Source organism: Janthinobacterium sp. NFX145 (genome assembly GCF_049810325.1).
In the GTDB taxonomy this organism is placed as follows: domain Bacteria; phylum Pseudomonadota; class Gammaproteobacteria; order Burkholderiales; family Burkholderiaceae_D; genus Janthinobacterium; species Janthinobacterium rivuli.
In genome coordinates this window covers 1,273,218-1,290,429 of record NZ_CP187360.1, presented here as the reverse complement: position 1 = coordinate 1,290,429, position 17,212 = coordinate 1,273,218, and the positions used below count along the sequence as shown (strand labels likewise).

13 protein-coding genes are annotated in these 17,212 nt (G+C 61.4%); 10 read left to right on the top strand and 3 right to left on the bottom strand.

The genetic code is table 11. The features are described from left to right. Positions 1–130 precede the first annotated feature (130 nt). Genes ACPJXG_RS05735 through ACPJXG_RS05725 form a run of 3 tightly spaced genes read left to right on the top strand, consistent with a single transcriptional unit; the run spans position 131 to position 2,262 of the window. Positions 131–1,396, top strand: a complete 1,266-nt coding sequence (locus ACPJXG_RS05735) for an MFS transporter (RefSeq protein WP_425253671.1) — start codon at positions 131–133, stop codon at positions 1,394–1,396. Between the two features lie 12 nt (positions 1,397–1,408). Continuing rightward, on the top strand, positions 1,409–1,756 hold the full coding sequence (locus ACPJXG_RS05730; protein ID WP_425253670.1) for a GIY-YIG nuclease family protein: 348 nt from the start codon (positions 1,409–1,411) through the stop codon (positions 1,754–1,756). Between the two features lie 56 nt (positions 1,757–1,812). Then, complete coding sequence (locus tag ACPJXG_RS05725; RefSeq protein ID WP_099402971.1) at positions 1,813–2,262, top strand: MarR family winged helix-turn-helix transcriptional regulator; 450 nt, start codon at positions 1,813–1,815, stop codon at positions 2,260–2,262. 21 nt (positions 2,263–2,283) lie between these two features. Here the strand turns inward: ACPJXG_RS05725 and cqsA are convergent, their stop codons facing one another. Next, positions 2,284–3,531, bottom strand: a complete 1,248-nt coding sequence (cqsA, locus tag ACPJXG_RS05720) for an alpha-hydroxyketone-type quorum-sensing autoinducer synthase (RefSeq protein ID WP_425253669.1) — start codon at positions 3,529–3,531, stop codon at positions 2,284–2,286. A 152-nt stretch (positions 3,532–3,683) separates the two neighbouring features. Here cqsA and ACPJXG_RS05715 point away from each other — a divergent pair, with 152 nt between their 5' ends. After that, positions 3,684–4,982, top strand: a complete 1,299-nt coding sequence (locus ACPJXG_RS05715) for a sensor histidine kinase (protein ID WP_425253668.1) — start codon at positions 3,684–3,686, stop codon at positions 4,980–4,982. A 3-nt stretch (positions 4,983–4,985) separates the two neighbouring features. After that, positions 4,986–5,993 (top strand): response regulator, encoded by a 1,008-nt coding sequence (locus ACPJXG_RS05710; protein ID WP_402719230.1) that lies wholly within the window; start codon positions 4,986–4,988, stop codon positions 5,991–5,993. On the opposite strand, the gene ACPJXG_RS05705 is transcribed toward ACPJXG_RS05710, so the two are convergent. Both ACPJXG_RS05705 and ACPJXG_RS05700 read right to left on the bottom strand, forming a co-directional pair. Further along, positions 5,990–8,521, bottom strand: a complete 2,532-nt coding sequence (locus ACPJXG_RS05705) for an ABC transporter permease (protein WP_425253667.1) — start codon at positions 8,519–8,521, stop codon at positions 5,990–5,992. The two genes, ACPJXG_RS05710 and ACPJXG_RS05705, sit on opposite strands and share 4 nt — an antisense overlap. Before the next feature lie 23 nt (positions 8,522–8,544). Continuing rightward, the gene (locus ACPJXG_RS05700) at positions 8,545–9,576 is read right to left on the bottom strand and encodes an adenosine deaminase (RefSeq protein ID WP_425253666.1); all 1,032 of its coding nucleotides are present in this window, start codon (positions 9,574–9,576) and stop codon (positions 8,545–8,547) included. A gap of 554 nt (positions 9,577–10,130) precedes the next feature. Here ACPJXG_RS05700 and ACPJXG_RS05695 point away from each other — a divergent pair. From ACPJXG_RS05695 to ACPJXG_RS05675, 5 genes are all read left to right on the top strand, one after another. Then, positions 10,131–12,053, top strand: a complete 1,923-nt coding sequence (locus ACPJXG_RS05695; RefSeq protein ID WP_099402965.1) for a PrkA family serine protein kinase — start codon at positions 10,131–10,133, stop codon at positions 12,051–12,053. 72 nt (positions 12,054–12,125) lie between these two features. Beyond that, positions 12,126–13,394, top strand: coding sequence for a YeaH/YhbH family protein (locus tag ACPJXG_RS05690; protein WP_035821458.1), 1,269 nt, complete (start codon positions 12,126–12,128; stop codon positions 13,392–13,394). After that, the gene (locus ACPJXG_RS05685) at positions 13,394–14,995 is read left to right on the top strand and encodes a SpoVR family protein (RefSeq protein WP_099402964.1); all 1,602 of its coding nucleotides are present in this window, start codon (positions 13,394–13,396) and stop codon (positions 14,993–14,995) included. Before ACPJXG_RS05690 ends, ACPJXG_RS05685 begins: the two co-directional genes overlap by 1 nt. A 539-nt stretch (positions 14,996–15,534) precedes the next feature. Then, positions 15,535–16,191 (top strand): energy transducer TonB, encoded by a 657-nt coding sequence (locus tag ACPJXG_RS05680; RefSeq protein ID WP_035821463.1) that lies wholly within the window; start codon positions 15,535–15,537, stop codon positions 16,189–16,191. 86 nt (positions 16,192–16,277) lie between these two features. Beyond that, the gene (locus tag ACPJXG_RS05675) at positions 16,278–17,210 is read left to right on the top strand and encodes a MotA/TolQ/ExbB proton channel family protein (RefSeq protein WP_200880281.1); all 933 of its coding nucleotides are present in this window, start codon (positions 16,278–16,280) and stop codon (positions 17,208–17,210) included. Positions 17,211–17,212 lie beyond the last annotated feature (2 nt).

Sequence of the window (17,212 nt, the reverse complement as noted above, 5' to 3'; positions counted from 1 at the left end):
GCCGCCATGATAGCGCAAGCGCTGGCGGCCCATGCGGCGCCGGCGCCTCTGCCACAATAAAAAGCAATATACTTGACTACTCAAGCTTATATCAACTACCATGCAATCTTTAAATACAAATACAACCACCATGTCGACCACCGCAGAACCGCATTTGCTACGCAATACCAATTTCCGCTGGCTGCTGGGCGGCGGCCTCGTGTCCATGCTGGGCGACCAGTTCAGCATGCTGGCCCTGCCCTGGCTGGTGCTGAGCCTGACAAACGATAGCTTCAGCCTGGGCATCGCCGTGGCCCTGATGGGCGCGCCGCGCGCCGTGCTCATCTTGTTCGGTGGCGCCATCGCCGACCGCTACTCGCCCCGGCGCGTGCTGCAGCTGAGTAAATATGCGAACGCCGCCATCCTGCTGGCGCTGGCCGGCCTGCTGGTGCTGGACCAGGCCAGCCTGGCGCTCGCGTATGCGGCCGCGCTGGCGCTGGGCGTCGCATCCGCCTTCGCCATTCCCGCCGGCACGGCCATCCTGCCGCAAGCCGTGCCGTCGCCATCGTTGCAGAGCGCCAATGGCTTGCAGATGGGTGCGCGCCAGTTGTCCTTGCTGGCCGGCCCCCTGCTGGCGGCGCTCGTGCTCGGCGCCCACGGGGGCGGGCAACAAACCGCTATGGCGGCGCTGGCCGCCGCCTTTGCCATGGATGCGCTGACGTTTCTGTTTTCCGCCTGGACCTTGCGGCAAGTCAAGCTGCGGCCACTGGCAGCGGCCACGGCGCAGGGCATGTGGCGCGACATGGCGGCGGGCCTGGCCATGGTCTGGCGCGACCTTCCTTTGCGCAGCTGCTATGCCTACTGGGCCGTGGTGGCGTTCTTCGTCATGGGGCCGCTGCAAGTGGCCTTGCCCGTGCTGGCCAGCGAGCGCCTGCACGGCGCCGCGGCGCTCGGTTTGCTGATGGGCGCGCATGGCGCCGGCACCCTGGCCGGCATGCTGGCGTCCAGCCTGGGCGGCGCCTGGCTGCGGCCCCGCTTCGGTGCCACCCTGCTGCTGGTCGATGCGGTCGTCGGCCTGCTGCTGATGGGGCTGGGACAAGTCGACACGGCCTGGCAAGGCGCGGCCCTGCTGGCCGTGACGGGGCTGCTGGGCGGTTACTTGCAGGTAGCCATCTTTACGTGGATACAGCGGCGCGTGGCGCCCGCCATGCTGGGCCGGGCGATGGCGCTGTTCATGGGCATCTTCCTGGGCCTGGCGCCGCTGTCGGCGGCCGCCACGGGCGCGCTGCTGCGCCACGTCACCGTGGGCGAACTATTCTGCGGCGGCGGCGCCCTGCTGCTGGCCGTAGCCGTGGCCGCCGCCCTGCTGACCGGCATCCCCCGCATCGGGGAAGCCGATTGCGTCATTCAACCTTGAGAAAGTTTCACTATGGATAAAACACAGCAAGCAGCCCTGAAAGCGGCTTACCGGCAACAGCCACCGCCGCTGGGCATCATCGCCCTGCGCCACTTGCCCAGCGGGCGCACCTTGCTTGAAAGCAGCCGCAACGCGCCCGGCATGCTGAACCGGCACCGCTTCGAACTGAACCTGGGCAAGCACCGCAATGCGGCGCTGCAGGCGGACTGGCGGCGCGACGGCGCGGCGGCCTTTTCCTGCACGGTCATCGATACGCTCAAGCTTCCCGACGATCCCGCCTTCGATGCGGACGCCGAACTGGGCGCCCTGCTGGATCTGCACCGCGCGCACTGGCTGGAACAGGGTCTGCCACTGTATTGAGCTGCGGTGCATTACACTTGCATACTCAAGCACTTCGCAGTAAAACAAAGGATGGCATGAACGATCACACTCCCCTCTCGCCGGACGGCGATGGCGCGCTGGACTTTTGCCTGCGCCTGGCGCGCGCCCAGGCGCTCATCGTGCGCCGCTTCGACAGCACCCTGGGCAATTTGCATGGCCTGAGCTTCAGCGACTATCAATTGCTGTACCAGCTGCAGCGCGCCCCCGGTGCGCGGCTGCGCCGCATCGACCTGGCCGAGCGCCTGGCATTGACGGCCTCTGGCGTCACACGCTCCCTGATGCCGCTGGAAAAGATTGGCCTGGTGGCGCGCCAGGCCGATGCGCGCGACGCGCGCGTCGGCTATGCCGTGCTGACGGCCGCCGGCCTGGCATTGCTGGAACATGCCAGCGCCACGGCGCAGGCGGTGGGACGCGAATTGCTGCACGACGCGCCGGCGGAACAACTGGCGGCGCTGTCGGCCATCCTCGGCAAGCTGGCCGGCTGACGCTGCCAGCCTGCCTGCCGCTTACACGAGCGCCAGCTTGCGCAGGCGCCGCGTCGACTGCCACTGTTCCACGCCCGCTTCGGCGCGAATGGCGGCGCAGCCCACCAGCACCCGGTCGATGGCCGCCTCGTCGAGTCCCGCGTTCAGGGTCAGGCGCACGAGGGCGCGGTTCTTCGCCGTTGCCGGGGCGCAAAACATGGCGCCGAAAATACCTTGCCGTTCCAGCGCCTGGCGCAGGGCCAGGGTGGCAGGTTCGCCGCCCGCCTCCAGCGCCACGATCTGCTCCGTGCCATCGCTGACGTTGTAGCCCAGTTCGCGCAAGCCTTCGCGCACCTGCAGCGTATGGCGCCGCAAGGTGGCGCGCCGTCCGTCGGCAGCCATGATGAAATCGAGCGCCGCGCCCAGCCACGCCAGCTCATGCGCCAGCAGGCAGGAACTGAAGATGGCGGGCCGTGATTCGGACAAAAAATAGCCCTTGAAGCGGCTGGAACAGCTGATGAAGCCGGCCCGGCCCGCGAAGGCCTTGGCCAGCGACGCCGTGCGGAAATGCACGCGGTGGCCCAGGCCCCACGCTTCCACCAGGCCCGCGCCCTGCGGACCATGCGTGCCCAGCGAGTGCGACTCGTCGACCACCACCACGCAGTCGCTGCGCTCGGCGATTTCGAGCAATTCCAGCAGCGGCGCCAGACTGCCGTTGGTGCTGTACAGGGCGTCGACGACGATCACGCCGCGGCCATGCTTTTCCACCTGCCGCCGCAGGTGAGTCATGTCGTTGTGCAAGAAAGGCACGGCCAGGGCCTGCGCCGACAGCACGCCTTCCCACAGCGAGGCGTGGGCCTGCATGTCGAGATAAACAGGAATGCCGGGGCTGGCGATACACTGGATCAATCCGACGTTGGCCGCCATGCCGGACTGCGCCAGGATACCGTCCTCGCAGCCCATGAAACGGGCCAGCCGGCTTTCCAGCCGGTGCTGTTCGCTGCCTTCCTGCAAGTACACGGCCGACATCAGCATGCCGCCCGCATGCGCCTGCAGCGACGCCACCTGGGCCGCCACCAGCGCCGGCTCCGCGGCGATGGACAGGTAGTCGTTGCCGGCCAGGAAAATGGCATGGGCCGGTGTCGGTTGCCAGGCGTGGGGATGCTGGCCGCCCAGCAATTTTTCGATGCGCGTGATGTGATGCGCATCCATGCGCCGCACGATGTAGTCTGGCAGGCAGTGTTCGGCACGGGCGAACGATGGGATGGGCAAGCTGGTAGCGATGGTCATGAGTTTTCTCCTAGGGAAATGTTTGCTGCGGATTAAAGCCTTGACCGTCTAGCCGACCCATCCATTGACGTATATCAATGTCCGGCGAGATAACCGTTCAACCAGGAAAATTTACGCGATGATAATGTTCTGAAGAGAATCAAGGCAGAGTCATGACGCAGCAATTGCAAGCACGATGGACATACTGGCGCAGGCGCCTGCTCCATTCGCTGCTGCATGAGCGCATACCGCATGAAAACCTGGCCGGCAGGGTCGCCATGCTGGCCGCCGTGGGCACGGTGGCGATGCCGCTGTACTATTTGCTGTGGCATTACTTTTTTCCGCAAGCCTATGAAAACCTGACCTTGCGCCTGACGGGCGTGGGCATCTGCGTGGCCGGCCTGTTTGCCCGCCGCTTCTCGGCCCGCTGGCTGTCGCGCTACCTGCTGTTCGCGCTCAGCTACATCCTGCCCTTCTTCTTTACCTTCATGTTTGTGATGAACCATGCTTCGTCCATCTGGAGCGAATCGCTGCTGATCGGCCTGGTCGTGCTGTTTCATTTCGAAACGAAACTGGCTTGCCGCGCCTACCTGATCGGCACCAGCGCCGCCTGCCTCGCCGTGATCCTGCAAGGGGAAGGCGGCTTCCTGCTGCAGCGTGAAGTGCTGCAGCAACTGCCCGTGCACTGGTTCACCATTGCCGCGCTGTCCGTGGTGAAAGTGGGCAGCAAGGTGCTGGAACGGGAACGGCTGGCAGGCCTGGCGGCCGGACTCGGTTCCGTGGCGCACGAGCTGCGCACGCCGCTGACCAGCGTGGAAGCCAATGTGCGGGGCATGCGCCGGCTGCTGCCGCAGCTGGCCGGCCAGGTGGACGACATGCCCCCGCTGCAGGAAGCCCTGACGCGCATCCAGTTCGAAGTGCGCCACATGCAGCACATGATCGATTTGTTCCTGATGAGCGCCAGTGCCGTGAACCGCAACCTCCAGCCCAGCCAGGCACTATCGATGCTGGCCATGGTCAGCTCCGTGCTCAAGCGCTACCCATTTACCGGCAACAGCCAGCGCAGCAGCGTCAAGGTGGACGTGCGCGCCGACTTCCAGTTCGCGGGCCAGGACGAACTGTGCGTGGTGATCCTGCTGAACCTGCTGAGAAACGCGCTGAAAGCCATCCAGCGGGCCGGCAAGGGAAGAGTGCGCATCATCATCGACGGCGCCCGTCCCGTGCCCAGGCTGCTGTTCATCGACACGGGCTGCGGCATCGCGAAGAACCGCCTGCCGCTGATCTTCGAGCGTTTTTACTCCTATCCCGTACATAACGGCAGCGGCATCGGCCTGGCCCTGTGCCAGCAGATCGTCACGGCCTGGCAGGCGCGCATCCGCTGCGTGTCGCGCGAGCATGCGTATGCGATTTTCATCCTGGAGTTTCCCCAGCCCATGCCGGCCCGCTTCCAATCCTCTTTTCCCGCAAGGTGACGCATGCAACTGCCCGTCTACACCCATCCGACCCTGACCGTCCTGATCGACGACAGCGATTCCTTCCTGAAAAGCCTGGCGTTCCAGCTCGATCCCGGCCTGGCGCGCAAGACCTTCCACGACACCAGCAGCGCCTTGCACTGGCTGCGCCAGAGCGCGCAACCGGGCGAAACGCCGCTGCACGTCAATTTCGACACGCAGAACCTGCCGCCCGACCAGTGCAACGTGGCGCTCGACATCGAGCGCATCTGGCGCATCAGCGGCCAGGCGCAGCGCTTTGCTGTGCCCTCCGTGCTGGTGGTCGATTATTCGATGCCGCAGATGAATGGCCTGGAATTTTGCCAGGCCGTGCGTGACTTGCCGTGCAAGAAGATTTTATTTACGGGCGCGGCCGATGAAAAGGTGGCCGTGACGGCCTTCAACCGGGGTTTGATCGACCGCTACATCAAGAAGAGCGACGACGATGCGCTCGACATCCTGGAACAGGAAGTCCATGCCCTGCAGCGCGAATTTTTCCTGCAGCAGTCGGACACCGTGCGCGACCTGCTGATGCTGCACGACTACAGTTTCCTGAAAGACGAAGCGCTGGCCGCCGTCGTGCACGAGCTGTGCCGGCGCCATGGTTTTGTCGAATACTATATTTTTCCCAATCCCAGCGGCATCCTGTTTTTCACGCGCGACGGCCAGGCCAGGCTGATGATCATCGAGACGGAACGCAGCCTGCACACGCAGTACGAAATGGCGCGCGACAGCGATGCGCCCGAATCCCTGCTGCTGGCCCTGCTGGAAATGCGCGTGATTCCCTACTTTTCCGACGCCGACAGCGACGGCATGTATGCGGCGCACATCGGCGAGAACTGGTTCCGCTACTGCGCCGCGCCCACCATCTGCCTGGGCCGCGTGACGTATTTCTGGGCCCTGTTCGACGTGCCGCCACACCAGCTGGGCCAACCGGTCATGTCCTACGCGCAATTTTTACGCGCGCAGGCGGACGACAGCGTTCAGGTTTAGCCTTCGCGCAAGGTCTGCAGCGGCGGATGTTTCAGCACATTGCGCAAGCCCAGCCAGCCGCCGGCGATCGCGCACAGGGCGCCGGCCAAGAGGCCGAAGGCCCACACGCCGGGCGCAAAACTCCAGGCGAACTTGAACTGGTACGTGGCCAGGGCCCAGCCCATGGCGGCCGCGCCCGACGCCGCCAGCAAGCCGGCCAGCGCGCCGACGAGCGAGAACTCGATCAGCTGCGCTTGCGCCAGCTGGCGCCGCGTGGCGCCCAGGGCGCGCAGCAGTCCCGCTTCGCGCGTGCGCTCGTCCTGCGAGCCCATCAGGGCCGCATACAGCACTAGCAAGCCCGAGGCCAAAGTGAAGGCAAACAGGAATTCGACGGCCGTCACCACCTGGTCCAGCACGCCCTGGATTTGCTTGAGCACGCCGCCCACGTCGACCACCGTCAGATTCGGGTAGTCGCGCAACAAGGCATTGCCCAGGTCCGCCTGCGCCGGCGGCAAGTGAAACGCCGTGATCCACGTCTGCGGCGTGTCCGCCATGGCGGCCGGATTGATGATGACAAAGAAATTGACGCGCATCGAGCCCCATTCCAGCTTGCGCAAACTCGTGATCGCCGCTTCGACGGGCTGGCCGGCGATGTCGAAGCGCAGCTTGTCGCCCAGTTTCAGCTTCAAGGTCTTGGCGATGCCCTCTTCCACGGACGCTTCAGCCGGCGCGCCGGGCGCATTGCCGAACCATTTGCCGGCGACCAGCTTGTTTTCTTCCTGCATCGTGGCCATCGTCGACAGATTGAATTCGCGGTCGGCCAGGCCCTTGGCGCGGTCATCCTCGTAGGTGCTTTCCGTGATGGTGTTGCCATTCACGGCCACCAGGCGCCCGCGTATCATCGGATACAGGGGCGCGTTGGCCACGCCGGCTTGCGCCAGGCGCGCGGCGATCGGCTCTTTCTGTTCCGGCAAGATATTGATCATGAAACGGTTCGGCGCATCGGGCGGCGTGGCGTTGCGCCAGGCCACCATCAAGTCGCCGCGCACCACCGTCAGCAGCAACAAGGCCATCAGGCCCAAGGCCAGGGACACCACCTGGATGACGGTGGCGCCCGGCCGGCGCTGCAAGGACGTGACGGCAAAACGCCAGCCCTGGTGATTGAAGGCGCCGCGCAGGGTTTTCAGCGACTTGATGCCCAGCCAGCCGGCCAGGCCGAACAGGGCAAAGCCGCCGAGGAAACCGGCCGCCGTCAGCAGCGCCAGTTTCACGTCGCCCGCCTGCCACAAGAGCAGCACGACGAAGGCGGCGATGCCCAGGCCATACGTGGCCAGCGCCAGCGCCTGCGGCGGCTCCTGTTCGCGGCGGATCACGCGGTTGTGCGGCACATTGCGCAACTGCAAAATCGGCGGCAGGGCAAAGCCCAGCAACAAGAGCATGCCGGTGGCCACGCCTTGCAGGGCGGGCAGCATGGACACGGGCGGCAAGTCGCTTTGCACCAGTTTGCCCAGCAACTCCAGCAGCACCAGGTGGCCGCCGAAGCCGACAGCTACGCCAACGACGCTGCCGGCCAGGCCGACGAGCAGGAATTCGATCACGTACATGGCCGTGACCTGGTTTTGCGTCAAGCCCAGGCAGCGCAGCATGGCGCAAGCGTCCAGGTGGCGCAGCATGAAGCGGCGCGCCGCCATGGCTACGGCGACGGCCGCCAGCATGGCCGACAGCAAGCCGACGAGGGAAAGAAAACGGTCGGCGCGGTCCAGGGTCGATTGCATTTGCGGGCTGCCCGATTCCAGCGATTCGATGCGCACGCCCTTGATCGCCTGCGTCTTGATCTGGCTTTCCAGCCAGGCTTGATATTGCGCAAGCTCGGCCGCCTTGGCGGGCGGCGCCGACAGCAGCAAGCGGTACGATACGCGCGAGCCGTTCTGCACCAGCGCCGTGGCGGCCAGGTCGCTCAGGGGCAGCATCACTCTCGGGGCGAAATTCAGAAAGGACGCGCCGCGGTCCGGCTCGCTGGCGATCAGTTGCGTGACCGTAAATGCCTTGTCGCCCAAGGTGAGTGTGTCGCCCAGCTTGGCGTTCAGGCTGGACAGAATCGCCGCATCGACCCACAGGGTGCCGGGCGCCGGCACCTGGTCCGTCGGCCGTCCGACGGCATCCTGCGCTTCGCTCAGTTTGGTCGTGATTTTCAGCTTGCCCCGCTGCGGGTAGCCGGGCGAGACGGCCTTGATGGACGCCAGCTGCGACAGCGATTGCTCGCCCTCGCCCGCCTGCGCCATGCTGGGAAACGTCACCGTGTCGGCCAAAATAAAACCGCGCTTCTGCGCTTCAGCGCGCCAGGCCGCATTGACGGGCTGGTCGGCGCTGATGACCAGGTCGGCCCCCAGCAGCTGGTGCGCGTCGCGGTTCAGGCCCGCGCGCAGGCGGTCGACGAAGAAGCCCACGGCCGACAGGGCCGCCACGGCGACGATCAGCGCGACGAGCAGGAAACGCAGTTGCCCGGCGCGCCAGTCGCGGCCGGTCATTTTCAGGGAGAGGCGGAACATGGGCGGCGGGTCTTCCGGTAGATTTATTGCGCGATGCCGTGGGCGGCGGCGTGCTGCGCGAAATACGCATCGACGGTAGCGAGAAACGCGTCTTTCTGCGCCTGCGGCAGGAAGGCGGCGATGAAACCGTTGCGCGCCAGGCGTTGCGCGTGGGACAGGCCCAGCGGCAAGGCGTCGAAGATGGCGTCGAAATTGTCGTTCATGTAGCCACCGAAATACGCGGGATCGTCCGAGTTCACCGTCACCAGCAGACCGGCGTCGAGCAATTGCACCAGGTTATGGTCATGCATCTGGTCGAACACGCGCAGCTTGGTGTTCGACAGCGGGCACACGGTCAGCGCGATCTGTTCGCGCGCCAGACGGGCCGTCAGTTCCGCGTCTTCCAGGCAGCGCACACCATGGTCGATGCGTTCGACCTGCAGGTCGTCGAGCGCCGTGCGGATGTAGGCTGGCGGACCTTCCTCGCCCGCGTGGGCCACCAGGTGCAGGCCCAGCTCGCGGCAACGGGCAAACACGCGCGAAAATTTCTCGGGCGGGTTGCCCACTTCCGACGAGTCGAGGCCGATGCCGATGAATTTGTCGCGGTGCGGCAAAGCGTCTTCCAGGGTCTCGAACGCTTCTTCCTCGCTCAGGTGGCGCAGGAAGCACAGGATCAGGGCCGCGCTGACGGGGCTGTCCTGGCAGGCGCGGTGGATGCCGTTGATCACGTCGGCCATGGCCACGCCGCGCGCCGTGTGGGTTTGCGGGTCGAAGAAGATTTCCGTGTGCAAGACGTTATCGGCTTCGGCGCGGCGCAGGTAGGCTTGCGTCATGTCGTAGAAATCCTGCTCTTTCAAGAGCACGCTTGCGCCAGCGTAATAAATGTCGAGAAAAGATTGTAAATCCGTAAAAGCATAGGCGCTGCGCAAGTGTTCCACCGATTCATAGCCAAGCGGCACGCCATTGCGCGCTGCCAGTGCGAAAATCAGTTCTGGCTCCAGCGAGCCTTCGATATGGATATGCAGTTCGGCCTTCGGCATGCCGCGGACGATCGCGCGCAATTGGGGGTTCATCATGGGTGTTCCTTATAGGGTGACGATAAAAATGCTGGCTCGCGCACGCGCACGCGCGGCGCGCAGGGCCATCAGACATGCAGGCATCTTAGCGCAAGATGGCCAGCCTCACCGGCGCCCGGCCGCCGTGGCCGGCATCGGCACGCGCTGGCGAATTGTCGTATGATGGTTTAAAAGGGATACAAAGGTTCATTGAAATCGAGGAAAAATTTGATGATTTATCCAATTAAATCAACAATTTACAAACAAGTATTAAGGATATGCTGACATATCTTTTGACTTCCTGATCCTTTAGAGCAATAATTAATTTCATGGGGTAATGGTAGGTGCAACAAGCGCTATCAACAGTGAAAAAAAGCCGGCTGGCCACGTCAGCACACGGCATCAAGCGCCAGTTTTTTGGTCCGGGCAATCCGGACTCGCAAAGACAGCCGGGCTTGAAACAACAATAAAAATCGGTACGGGGTACAGAAAAAATTCAGACGGCAAGCCCAGGCGAGTGCCAGGCGGGCGGCCATGGTGACTGGCAGTTCAGGTTTACATTAAAGGACATTGACATGACCATTTTTGATAACTATGCAGCACGCTACGAGCGCACCCGCGAAGAGGAAATGTCGCTCACCGAATACCTGGCCCTGTGCAAGAAGGACAAGCTGACGTATGCCAGCGCGCCCGAACGCATGCTGGCCGCCATCGGCGAGCCGCAACTGGTCGACACGCGCAACGACACGCGCTTGTCGCGCATCTTCGCCAACAAGGTGATCAAGATCTATCCCGCCTTCCGCGAGTTCTACGGCACCGAGGAAGTGATCGAGCAAGTCGTCTCGTATTTCCGCCATGCGGCGCAAGGCCTGGAAGAACGCAAGCAGATCCTGTATCTGCTGGGGCCTGTCGGCGGCGGCAAGTCGTCCATCGCGGAAAAACTCAAGTCGCTGATGGAACACGTGCCTTTCTATTGCCTGAAAGGCTCGCCCGTCAACGAATCGCCACTGGGCCTGTTCAACGAGGAAGAGGATGGCACCATCCTGGAAGAGGATTACGGCATCCCGCGCCGCTACCTGCGCAACATCCCCAGCCCGTGGGCCGTGAAACGCCTGCATGAATTCAATGGCGACATCAACCAGTTCCGCGTCGTCAAGCGCTATCCGTCCGTGCTGAAACAGATCGCCATCTCGAAAACGGAGCCGGGCGACGAGAACAACCAGGATATTTCCTCGCTGGTGGGCAAGGTCGACATCCGCAAGCTGGAAGACTATGCGCAGGACGACCCGGACGCCTACAGCTATTCGGGCGGCCTGTGCCTGGCCAACCAGGGCTTGATGGAATTCGTGGAAATGTTCAAGGCGCCCATCAAGGTCTTGCACCCGCTGCTGACGGCCACGCAGGAAGGCAACTACAAGGGCACGGAAGGTTTCGGCGCGATTCCGTTTGACGGCATCATCCTGGCGCACTCGAACGAGTCGGAATGGAAGACGTTTAAAAACAACCGCAACAACGAGGCCTTCCTTGACCGTATCTATATAGTCAAGGTGCCGTATTGCCTGCGCGTGTCCGATGAAATCAAGATCTACGACAAGCTGGTGGCCAATTCCTCGCTGGTCAAGGCCCCGTGCGCACCCGGCACCCTGCGCATGATGGCGCAGTTCGCCATCCTGTCGCGCCTGAAAGACCCGGAAAACTCCAGCATCTTTTCGAAGATGCTCGTCTACGATGGCGAAAACCTCAAGGATACGGATCCGAAAGCCAAGTCCATGCACGAATACGTCGATTACGCGGGCGTGGACGAAGGCATGAACGGGCTGTCGACGCGCTTTGCCTTCAAGATCCTGTCGAAAGTGTTCAACTTTGACAATTCCGAAGTGGCCGCCAATCCCGTGCATCTATTATATGTACTGGAGCAGCAGGTCGAGCGCGAGCAGTTCGCGCCGGAACTCGAGCAGCGCTACTTCTCGTATATCAAGGAGCACCTGGCGCAGCGCTATGTGGAATTCATCGGCAAGGAGATCCAGACGGCTTACCTGGAAAGCTATTCGGAATACGGGCAAAACATTTTCGACCGCTATGTGACGTTTGCCGATTTCTGGATACAGGACCAGGAATACCGCGATCCGGACACGGGCGAAAGTTTTGACCGCGAATCGCTGAACAATGAACTGGAAAAGATCGAGAAACCGGCGGGCATTTCCAATCCGAAGGATTTCCGCAACGAAATCGTGAACTTCGGCTTGCGCGCACGGGCCTCGAACGGTGGCAAGAATCCCGCCTGGACCAGTTATGAAAAGTTCCGCACCGTAATTGAAAAGAAAATGTTCTCGAATACGGAGGAATTGCTGCCCGTGATTTCCTTCAATGCCAAGGCCAGCGCCGACGATGCCAACAAGCACGCCGACTTCGTGGCCCGCATGGTGGAAAAAGGCTATACGGCCAAGCAGGTACGCCTGTTATGCGAATGGTACTTGCGCGTACGCAAGTCATCCTAGCGCGGACAGCGGAGGCGCGCTCCCGCCCGGCAACTGGCGGGGCGCGCAAGACGAGAGGCAAGGAGGCACCCTTTGACATACCTCATCGACAGGCGCTTGCAAAGCAAGAATAAATCCGCCGTCAACCGCGAGCGTTTCCTGCGGCGTTACAAGGGCCAGATCAAGGATGCCGTGGGGCGCGCCATCAAGGGGCGCTCGATCACGGACGTCGAGAATGGCGAGAAGGTCAGCATCCCCGTCAAGGACGTGGGCGAACCGTCGTTCGGCCACGCGCATGGCGGCGTGTGGGAAGTGGTCAATCCCGGCAACAAGGAATACCTGAAAGGCGACCAGATCGCGCGGCCGAAAGGCGGCGGTGGCGGCGGGCGTGGCAAGGCGGGCAATAGCGACGAGACGACGGAAGACGATTTCATCTTTGAATTGTCGCGCGAAGAATTCATGAATTATTTCTTCGAAGACCTCGAATTGCCGCACATGGTAAAAACCCAGCTGACGGCCACCACGGAATTCAAGAACCAGCGCGCCGGCTACAATATGTCGGGCACGCCATCGAACATCCACGTGCTGCGCTCCCTGCGCGGCGCACTGGGGCGGCGCATCGCCGTCGGCGGCGGCGCCCGCAAGCAGCTGGCGCAAGCCGAGGAAGACCTGGCGGCCCTGCTGCACGAAGGCGCGCCCGACAGCGACCCGCTCGTCACGGAACTGCGCCGCCTGATCCACCACCTGCACACGCGCCTGCTGGCCATTCCCTTCATCGACCCGTTCGACTTGCGCTACAGCAACCGCATCAAGGTGCCCAAGCCGATGACGCAGGCCGTCATGTTCTGCATCATGGACGTCTCCGGTTCCATGGACGAATCGCGCAAGGACACGGCCAAGCGCTTCTTCATCCTCTTGTATCTGTTCCTCAAGCGCGCCTACGACAAGATCGAGGTCGTCTTCATCCGCCACCATACGGCGGCGGCCGAAGTGGACGAGCATGAATTCTTCAATTCGCGCGAGTCGGGCGGCACCGTCGTGTCCTCGGCGCTGCACTTGCTCAACACCATCATCGACGAACGCTATGGCGCCGGGCAATGGAACAGCTATGTGGCGCAGGCCTCCGACGGCGACAACTGGGACAACGATTCCGTGCTGTGCCGCCAGTTGCTGATCAACACCATCATGCCCAAGGTGCAGTACTACACCTACGTCGAGATCACGGACGGCCCGCAGCAAAACCTGTGGGAGCAATACGCGGGCGTGCTCGACCATCACGCCCATTTCGCCATGCAAAAGATCGTCACGCCGGCCGATATCTATCCGGTCTTCCGCGAACTGTTCAAGAAACAGGTGAAATGATGAGTGCAGCCTTTGACCGCGCCAGCAACACCCCGGGCGAGCCGTTCGAGCGCCTGCGCCACCCGAACGCCCTGCCCGAGCAGTCGGAGTGGACGTTCGAACTGATCGAGCAAATCCACGAGGAAATCCGCAGAGTGGCGAAACAGTTTGGCCTCGACACCTATCCGAACCAGCTGGAAATCATCACGGCCGAGCAGATGATGGATGCCTACACCTCGGTGGGCATGCCCGTGTCCTACAACCACTGGTCGTTCGGCAAGCACTTTCTGTCTACCGAGAAAAGCTACAAGCGGGGCCAGATGGGCCTGGCCTACGAGATCGTCATCAACTCGAACCCGTGCATCGCCTATTTAATGGAGGAAAACAGCCTGACCATGCAATCGCTGGTGATCGCGCATGCGGCCTACGGCCATAACTCCTTCTTCAAGGGCAATTACCTGTTCCGCGCCTGGACGGATGCGGACGCCATCATCGACTATATGGTGTTTGCCAAGAATTACATTGCCGAGTGCGAACAGCGCCATGGCGTCGATGCCGTCGAATTGCTGCTCGACTCGTGCCACGCCATCCAGAACTATGGCGTGGACCGCTACAAGCGCCCGGCGAAACTGTCGATGGCGAAGGAATATGCGCGCCAGAAAGAGCGCGAAGCCTATGTACAGTCGCAGATCAACCAGCTGTGGCGCACCCTGCCCCGGCGCGACGAAGACGAGGAAGAGGACGAGCAGCGCAAGGCCGCGCCCCGCTTTCCGCCCGAACCCGAGGAAAACCTGCTGTACTTCATAGAGAAGTACGCGCCGCTGCTGGAACCGTGGCAGCGCGAGATGGTGCGCATCGTGCGCAAGATTTCCCAGTATTTCTACCCGCAGCGGCAAACCCAGGTCATGAACGAGGGCTGGGCCACCTTCTGGCACTACACGATATTGAACCAGCTGTATGACGAAGGCGTGGTGGGCGACGGCTTCATGATGGAATTTCTGAAAAGCCATACCAACGTCGTCTACCAGCCGCCCATCGACAGTCCCTATTACAGCGGCATCAATCCATATGCGCTGGGTTTTGCCATGATGAGCGACATCCGCCGCATCTGCGAGCACCCGACGGACGAGGACCGCGCCTGGTTCCCCGACATGGCCGGCAGCGACTGGCGCAAGAGCCTGGACTTTGCCATGCGCAATTTCAAGGACGAAAGCTTCATCGCCCAGTATCTGTCGCCGCGGCTGATCCGCGAATTCCACTTCTTTGCCGTGCTCGACGACGACAAGAATGAAAAGCTGGCCATTTCCGCCATCCACGACGATGCCGGCTACCGCTACGTGCGCCAGCAGCTGGCGGAGCAGTACAACCTGGGCAACCGCGAGCCGAACATCCAGGTCTGGTCCGTCAATACGCGCGACGACCGCGCCCTGACCCTGCGCCACACGCAGTTCCAGCGCCGTCCCCTGAACCAGCAGGCAGCCGAGGTGCTCAAGCACGTGGCGCGGCTGTGGGGCTTCGATGTGCACCTCGATACGGTCGATCCGCAAGGGGTTGTCCTGGGCACATTGAATTGCCGACGGGAAAAACGTAACCGGCGCGATGATCCGGTTGTCCGGCCATGAAATGATTTGTTGATAATAATCAATGGCAAGAATATAAGCGCTTCCTATGCCTGTATAGGAATTCCGTATGGCCTGGCGGCGTCGAAACAGCCACCGGGAGCGCCTTTTTTGACCTGGATAAAGTCCGTTCCGCACCCGTTTGGTGCGCGCGTGTCGCTAAGTGGTCTGGTTCCGAGCTAAAACATTTCCCAAAAGAAAGATTTTTCTCCAAATTTAGCAGTTTCCATATTGAATATCACGAAATATAATTCCGCCAGATAGGCACATCGGAGAACTTAGCAGCGGTCGCCCAAAACGGCTGTAAAAAACCGATAAGACCGCCTTTTTTTCTGTCCGAAAGCGTGCAAAGATGACATAAGCAAGTACGTTTTCAGGGCGCAAAAGCGCCAAAAATTTAACCGGTTTTAGGCGTTAAAAATCTGTGTAAAATAAAGAATTCGTATGTATAATTCGGCGACGTCCCGGATACGGCTGGAGCTTTGTGTCGTCATTTTGGGGTTCAGTTGCAAGACAAGAGATGGTATTTGGAGAAAGCAGGCATGAATTTTTCGAACGAGAAAAGTCCCAAGAACTACACAGGCATCACTATCGTTGTCCTGCTGCACGTTCTCGCGGCTTACGGGATCGTGACGGGCTTGGGCAAGCGGTTAGTCACCAAAATGATGGAACCGGTTGAAACCAAGATTATCGAGGAAGTCAAACCGCCTCCACCGAAGGATCTTCCACCGCCACCACCGCCGCCAGAAATGAAAGCGCCACCGCCGCCATTCATTCCGCCAGTCGAGGTGAACGTGCAGCAGCCGCCGCCACAGCAGAACGTGATTGCAAATGCGACGACCGTGAAACCAGCCACGAATGTATTGACGCCGCCATCGCCGCCTGCACAGCCTGCGCCAACTCCTGGACCAGCCAAATCGGTGCGTACACCGGCCGTGGTTGACTTCAGTGTCTGCGAAAAACCGGCTTATCCAAAGTCGTCGCAGCGCAACGAGGAAACCGGTGTGGTGACACTGTCGTTCCTGATCGGTGTAGACGGCAAGGTCGCTGATTCGAAGATCGTGAAGTCCAGCGGCTTCAGAGACCTGGACAAAGCCGCGGTGCAAGGTATCAGCCGCTGTACATTTAAGCCGGCAACAGTTGACGGCAAGCCGGAACAAGGCTGGCAGCAAATGCAATACGTTTGGTCGCTGGATTAAAACCCGAGACAGTTATCCCCTGTCTCACACTATGATTTCGTTGTCATTACGTTCAGCGATCTGTTATTTTTAATTTTGGAGGAAGCATGTTTAAGAATACCCGTTTGTCCGCATTTTTTGCCGCGGTTCTGTTGTCCGTTACCGCCACTACCGCTCTGGTAGCAGCTCCGGCATTCGCTGACGCGCCAGCATCGGCTGCCGCTTCGGCTCCTGCGGCAGACGCTGCACCAGCACCAGTTGCTGCAGATGCAGCCGCTCCAGCAGCAGACGCAGCAGCAACTCCAGCCGCTGATGCAGCAGCTCCAGCCAAAACCGAAGAAGTGCACAACCCGTTCGGCCTGCAAGCAGTGTGGGACGGCGGCTTCGTGCCACGCGCCACCCTGATCATCATGGTCATCATGTCGATCGGTACCTGGTACATCATCATCACCAAGCTGATCGATCAAATGAAGATCTTCAAGCAAGCTAAAGAAGCCGCTGCCAAATTCTGGAAAGCTCCTTCGATCGCTGCTGGTTCGGCAACCCTGGAAGAAGGTTCGCCATTCCGCTTCATCGCTGAATCGGGCACCAAGGCAACGGCTCACCATGACGGCGCCCTGCTGGAACAAATCGATCTGTCGACCTGGGTGACGATGTCGATCCAGCGCGCTTCGGACAAAGTGCAATCGCGTCTGCAAGATGGCCTGTCGTTCCTGGCAACCGTTGGTTCGACCGCACCGTTTATCGGTCTGTTCGGTACCGTTTGGGGTATCTACAACGCACTGACCGCTATCGGCATGACCGGTAACGCATCGATCGACAAAGTTGCAGGTCCAGTTGGTGAAGCACTGATCATGACCGCTTTCGGTCTGCTGGTCGCTGTTCCTGCCGTTCTGGGTTACAACTGGTTGGTTCGTCGTAACAAAACCGCAATGGAAGACATCCGCTCGTTCAGCGCCGACGTTCACTCGGTTCTGGTTTCCGGCGTCATGTCCACCAGCGAAGCTGGCCGTGCTGCCGGCGCTAAAAAGATCGGATAAGT

Excerpts from the sequence above, each read along its gene's own strand:
- ACPJXG_RS05735 (WP_425253671.1), top strand. The coding sequence starts at position 131 with ATGTCGACCACCGCAGAACCGCATTTGCTACGCAATACCAATTTCCGC.
- ACPJXG_RS05730 (WP_425253670.1), top strand. The coding sequence starts at position 1,409 with ATGGATAAAACACAGCAAGCAGCCCTGAAAGCGGCTTACCGGCAACAG.
- ACPJXG_RS05725 (WP_099402971.1), top strand. The coding sequence starts at position 1,813 with ATGAACGATCACACTCCCCTCTCGCCGGACGGCGATGGCGCGCTGGAC.
- cqsA (WP_425253669.1), bottom strand. The coding sequence starts at position 3,531 with ATGACCATCGCTACCAGCTTGCCCATCCCATCGTTCGCCCGTGCCGAA.
- ACPJXG_RS05715 (WP_425253668.1), top strand. The coding sequence starts at position 3,684 with ATGACGCAGCAATTGCAAGCACGATGGACATACTGGCGCAGGCGCCTG.
- ACPJXG_RS05710 (WP_402719230.1), top strand. The coding sequence starts at position 4,986 with ATGCAACTGCCCGTCTACACCCATCCGACCCTGACCGTCCTGATCGAC.
- ACPJXG_RS05705 (WP_425253667.1), bottom strand. The coding sequence starts at position 8,521 with ATGTTCCGCCTCTCCCTGAAAATGACCGGCCGCGACTGGCGCGCCGGG.
- ACPJXG_RS05700 (WP_425253666.1), bottom strand. The coding sequence starts at position 9,576 with ATGATGAACCCCCAATTGCGCGCGATCGTCCGCGGCATGCCGAAGGCC.
- ACPJXG_RS05695 (WP_099402965.1), top strand. The coding sequence starts at position 10,131 with ATGACCATTTTTGATAACTATGCAGCACGCTACGAGCGCACCCGCGAA.
- ACPJXG_RS05685 (WP_099402964.1), top strand. The coding sequence starts at position 13,394 with ATGAGTGCAGCCTTTGACCGCGCCAGCAACACCCCGGGCGAGCCGTTC.
- ACPJXG_RS05680 (WP_035821463.1), top strand. The coding sequence starts at position 15,535 with ATGAATTTTTCGAACGAGAAAAGTCCCAAGAACTACACAGGCATCACT.
- ACPJXG_RS05675 (WP_200880281.1), top strand. The coding sequence starts at position 16,278 with ATGTTTAAGAATACCCGTTTGTCCGCATTTTTTGCCGCGGTTCTGTTG.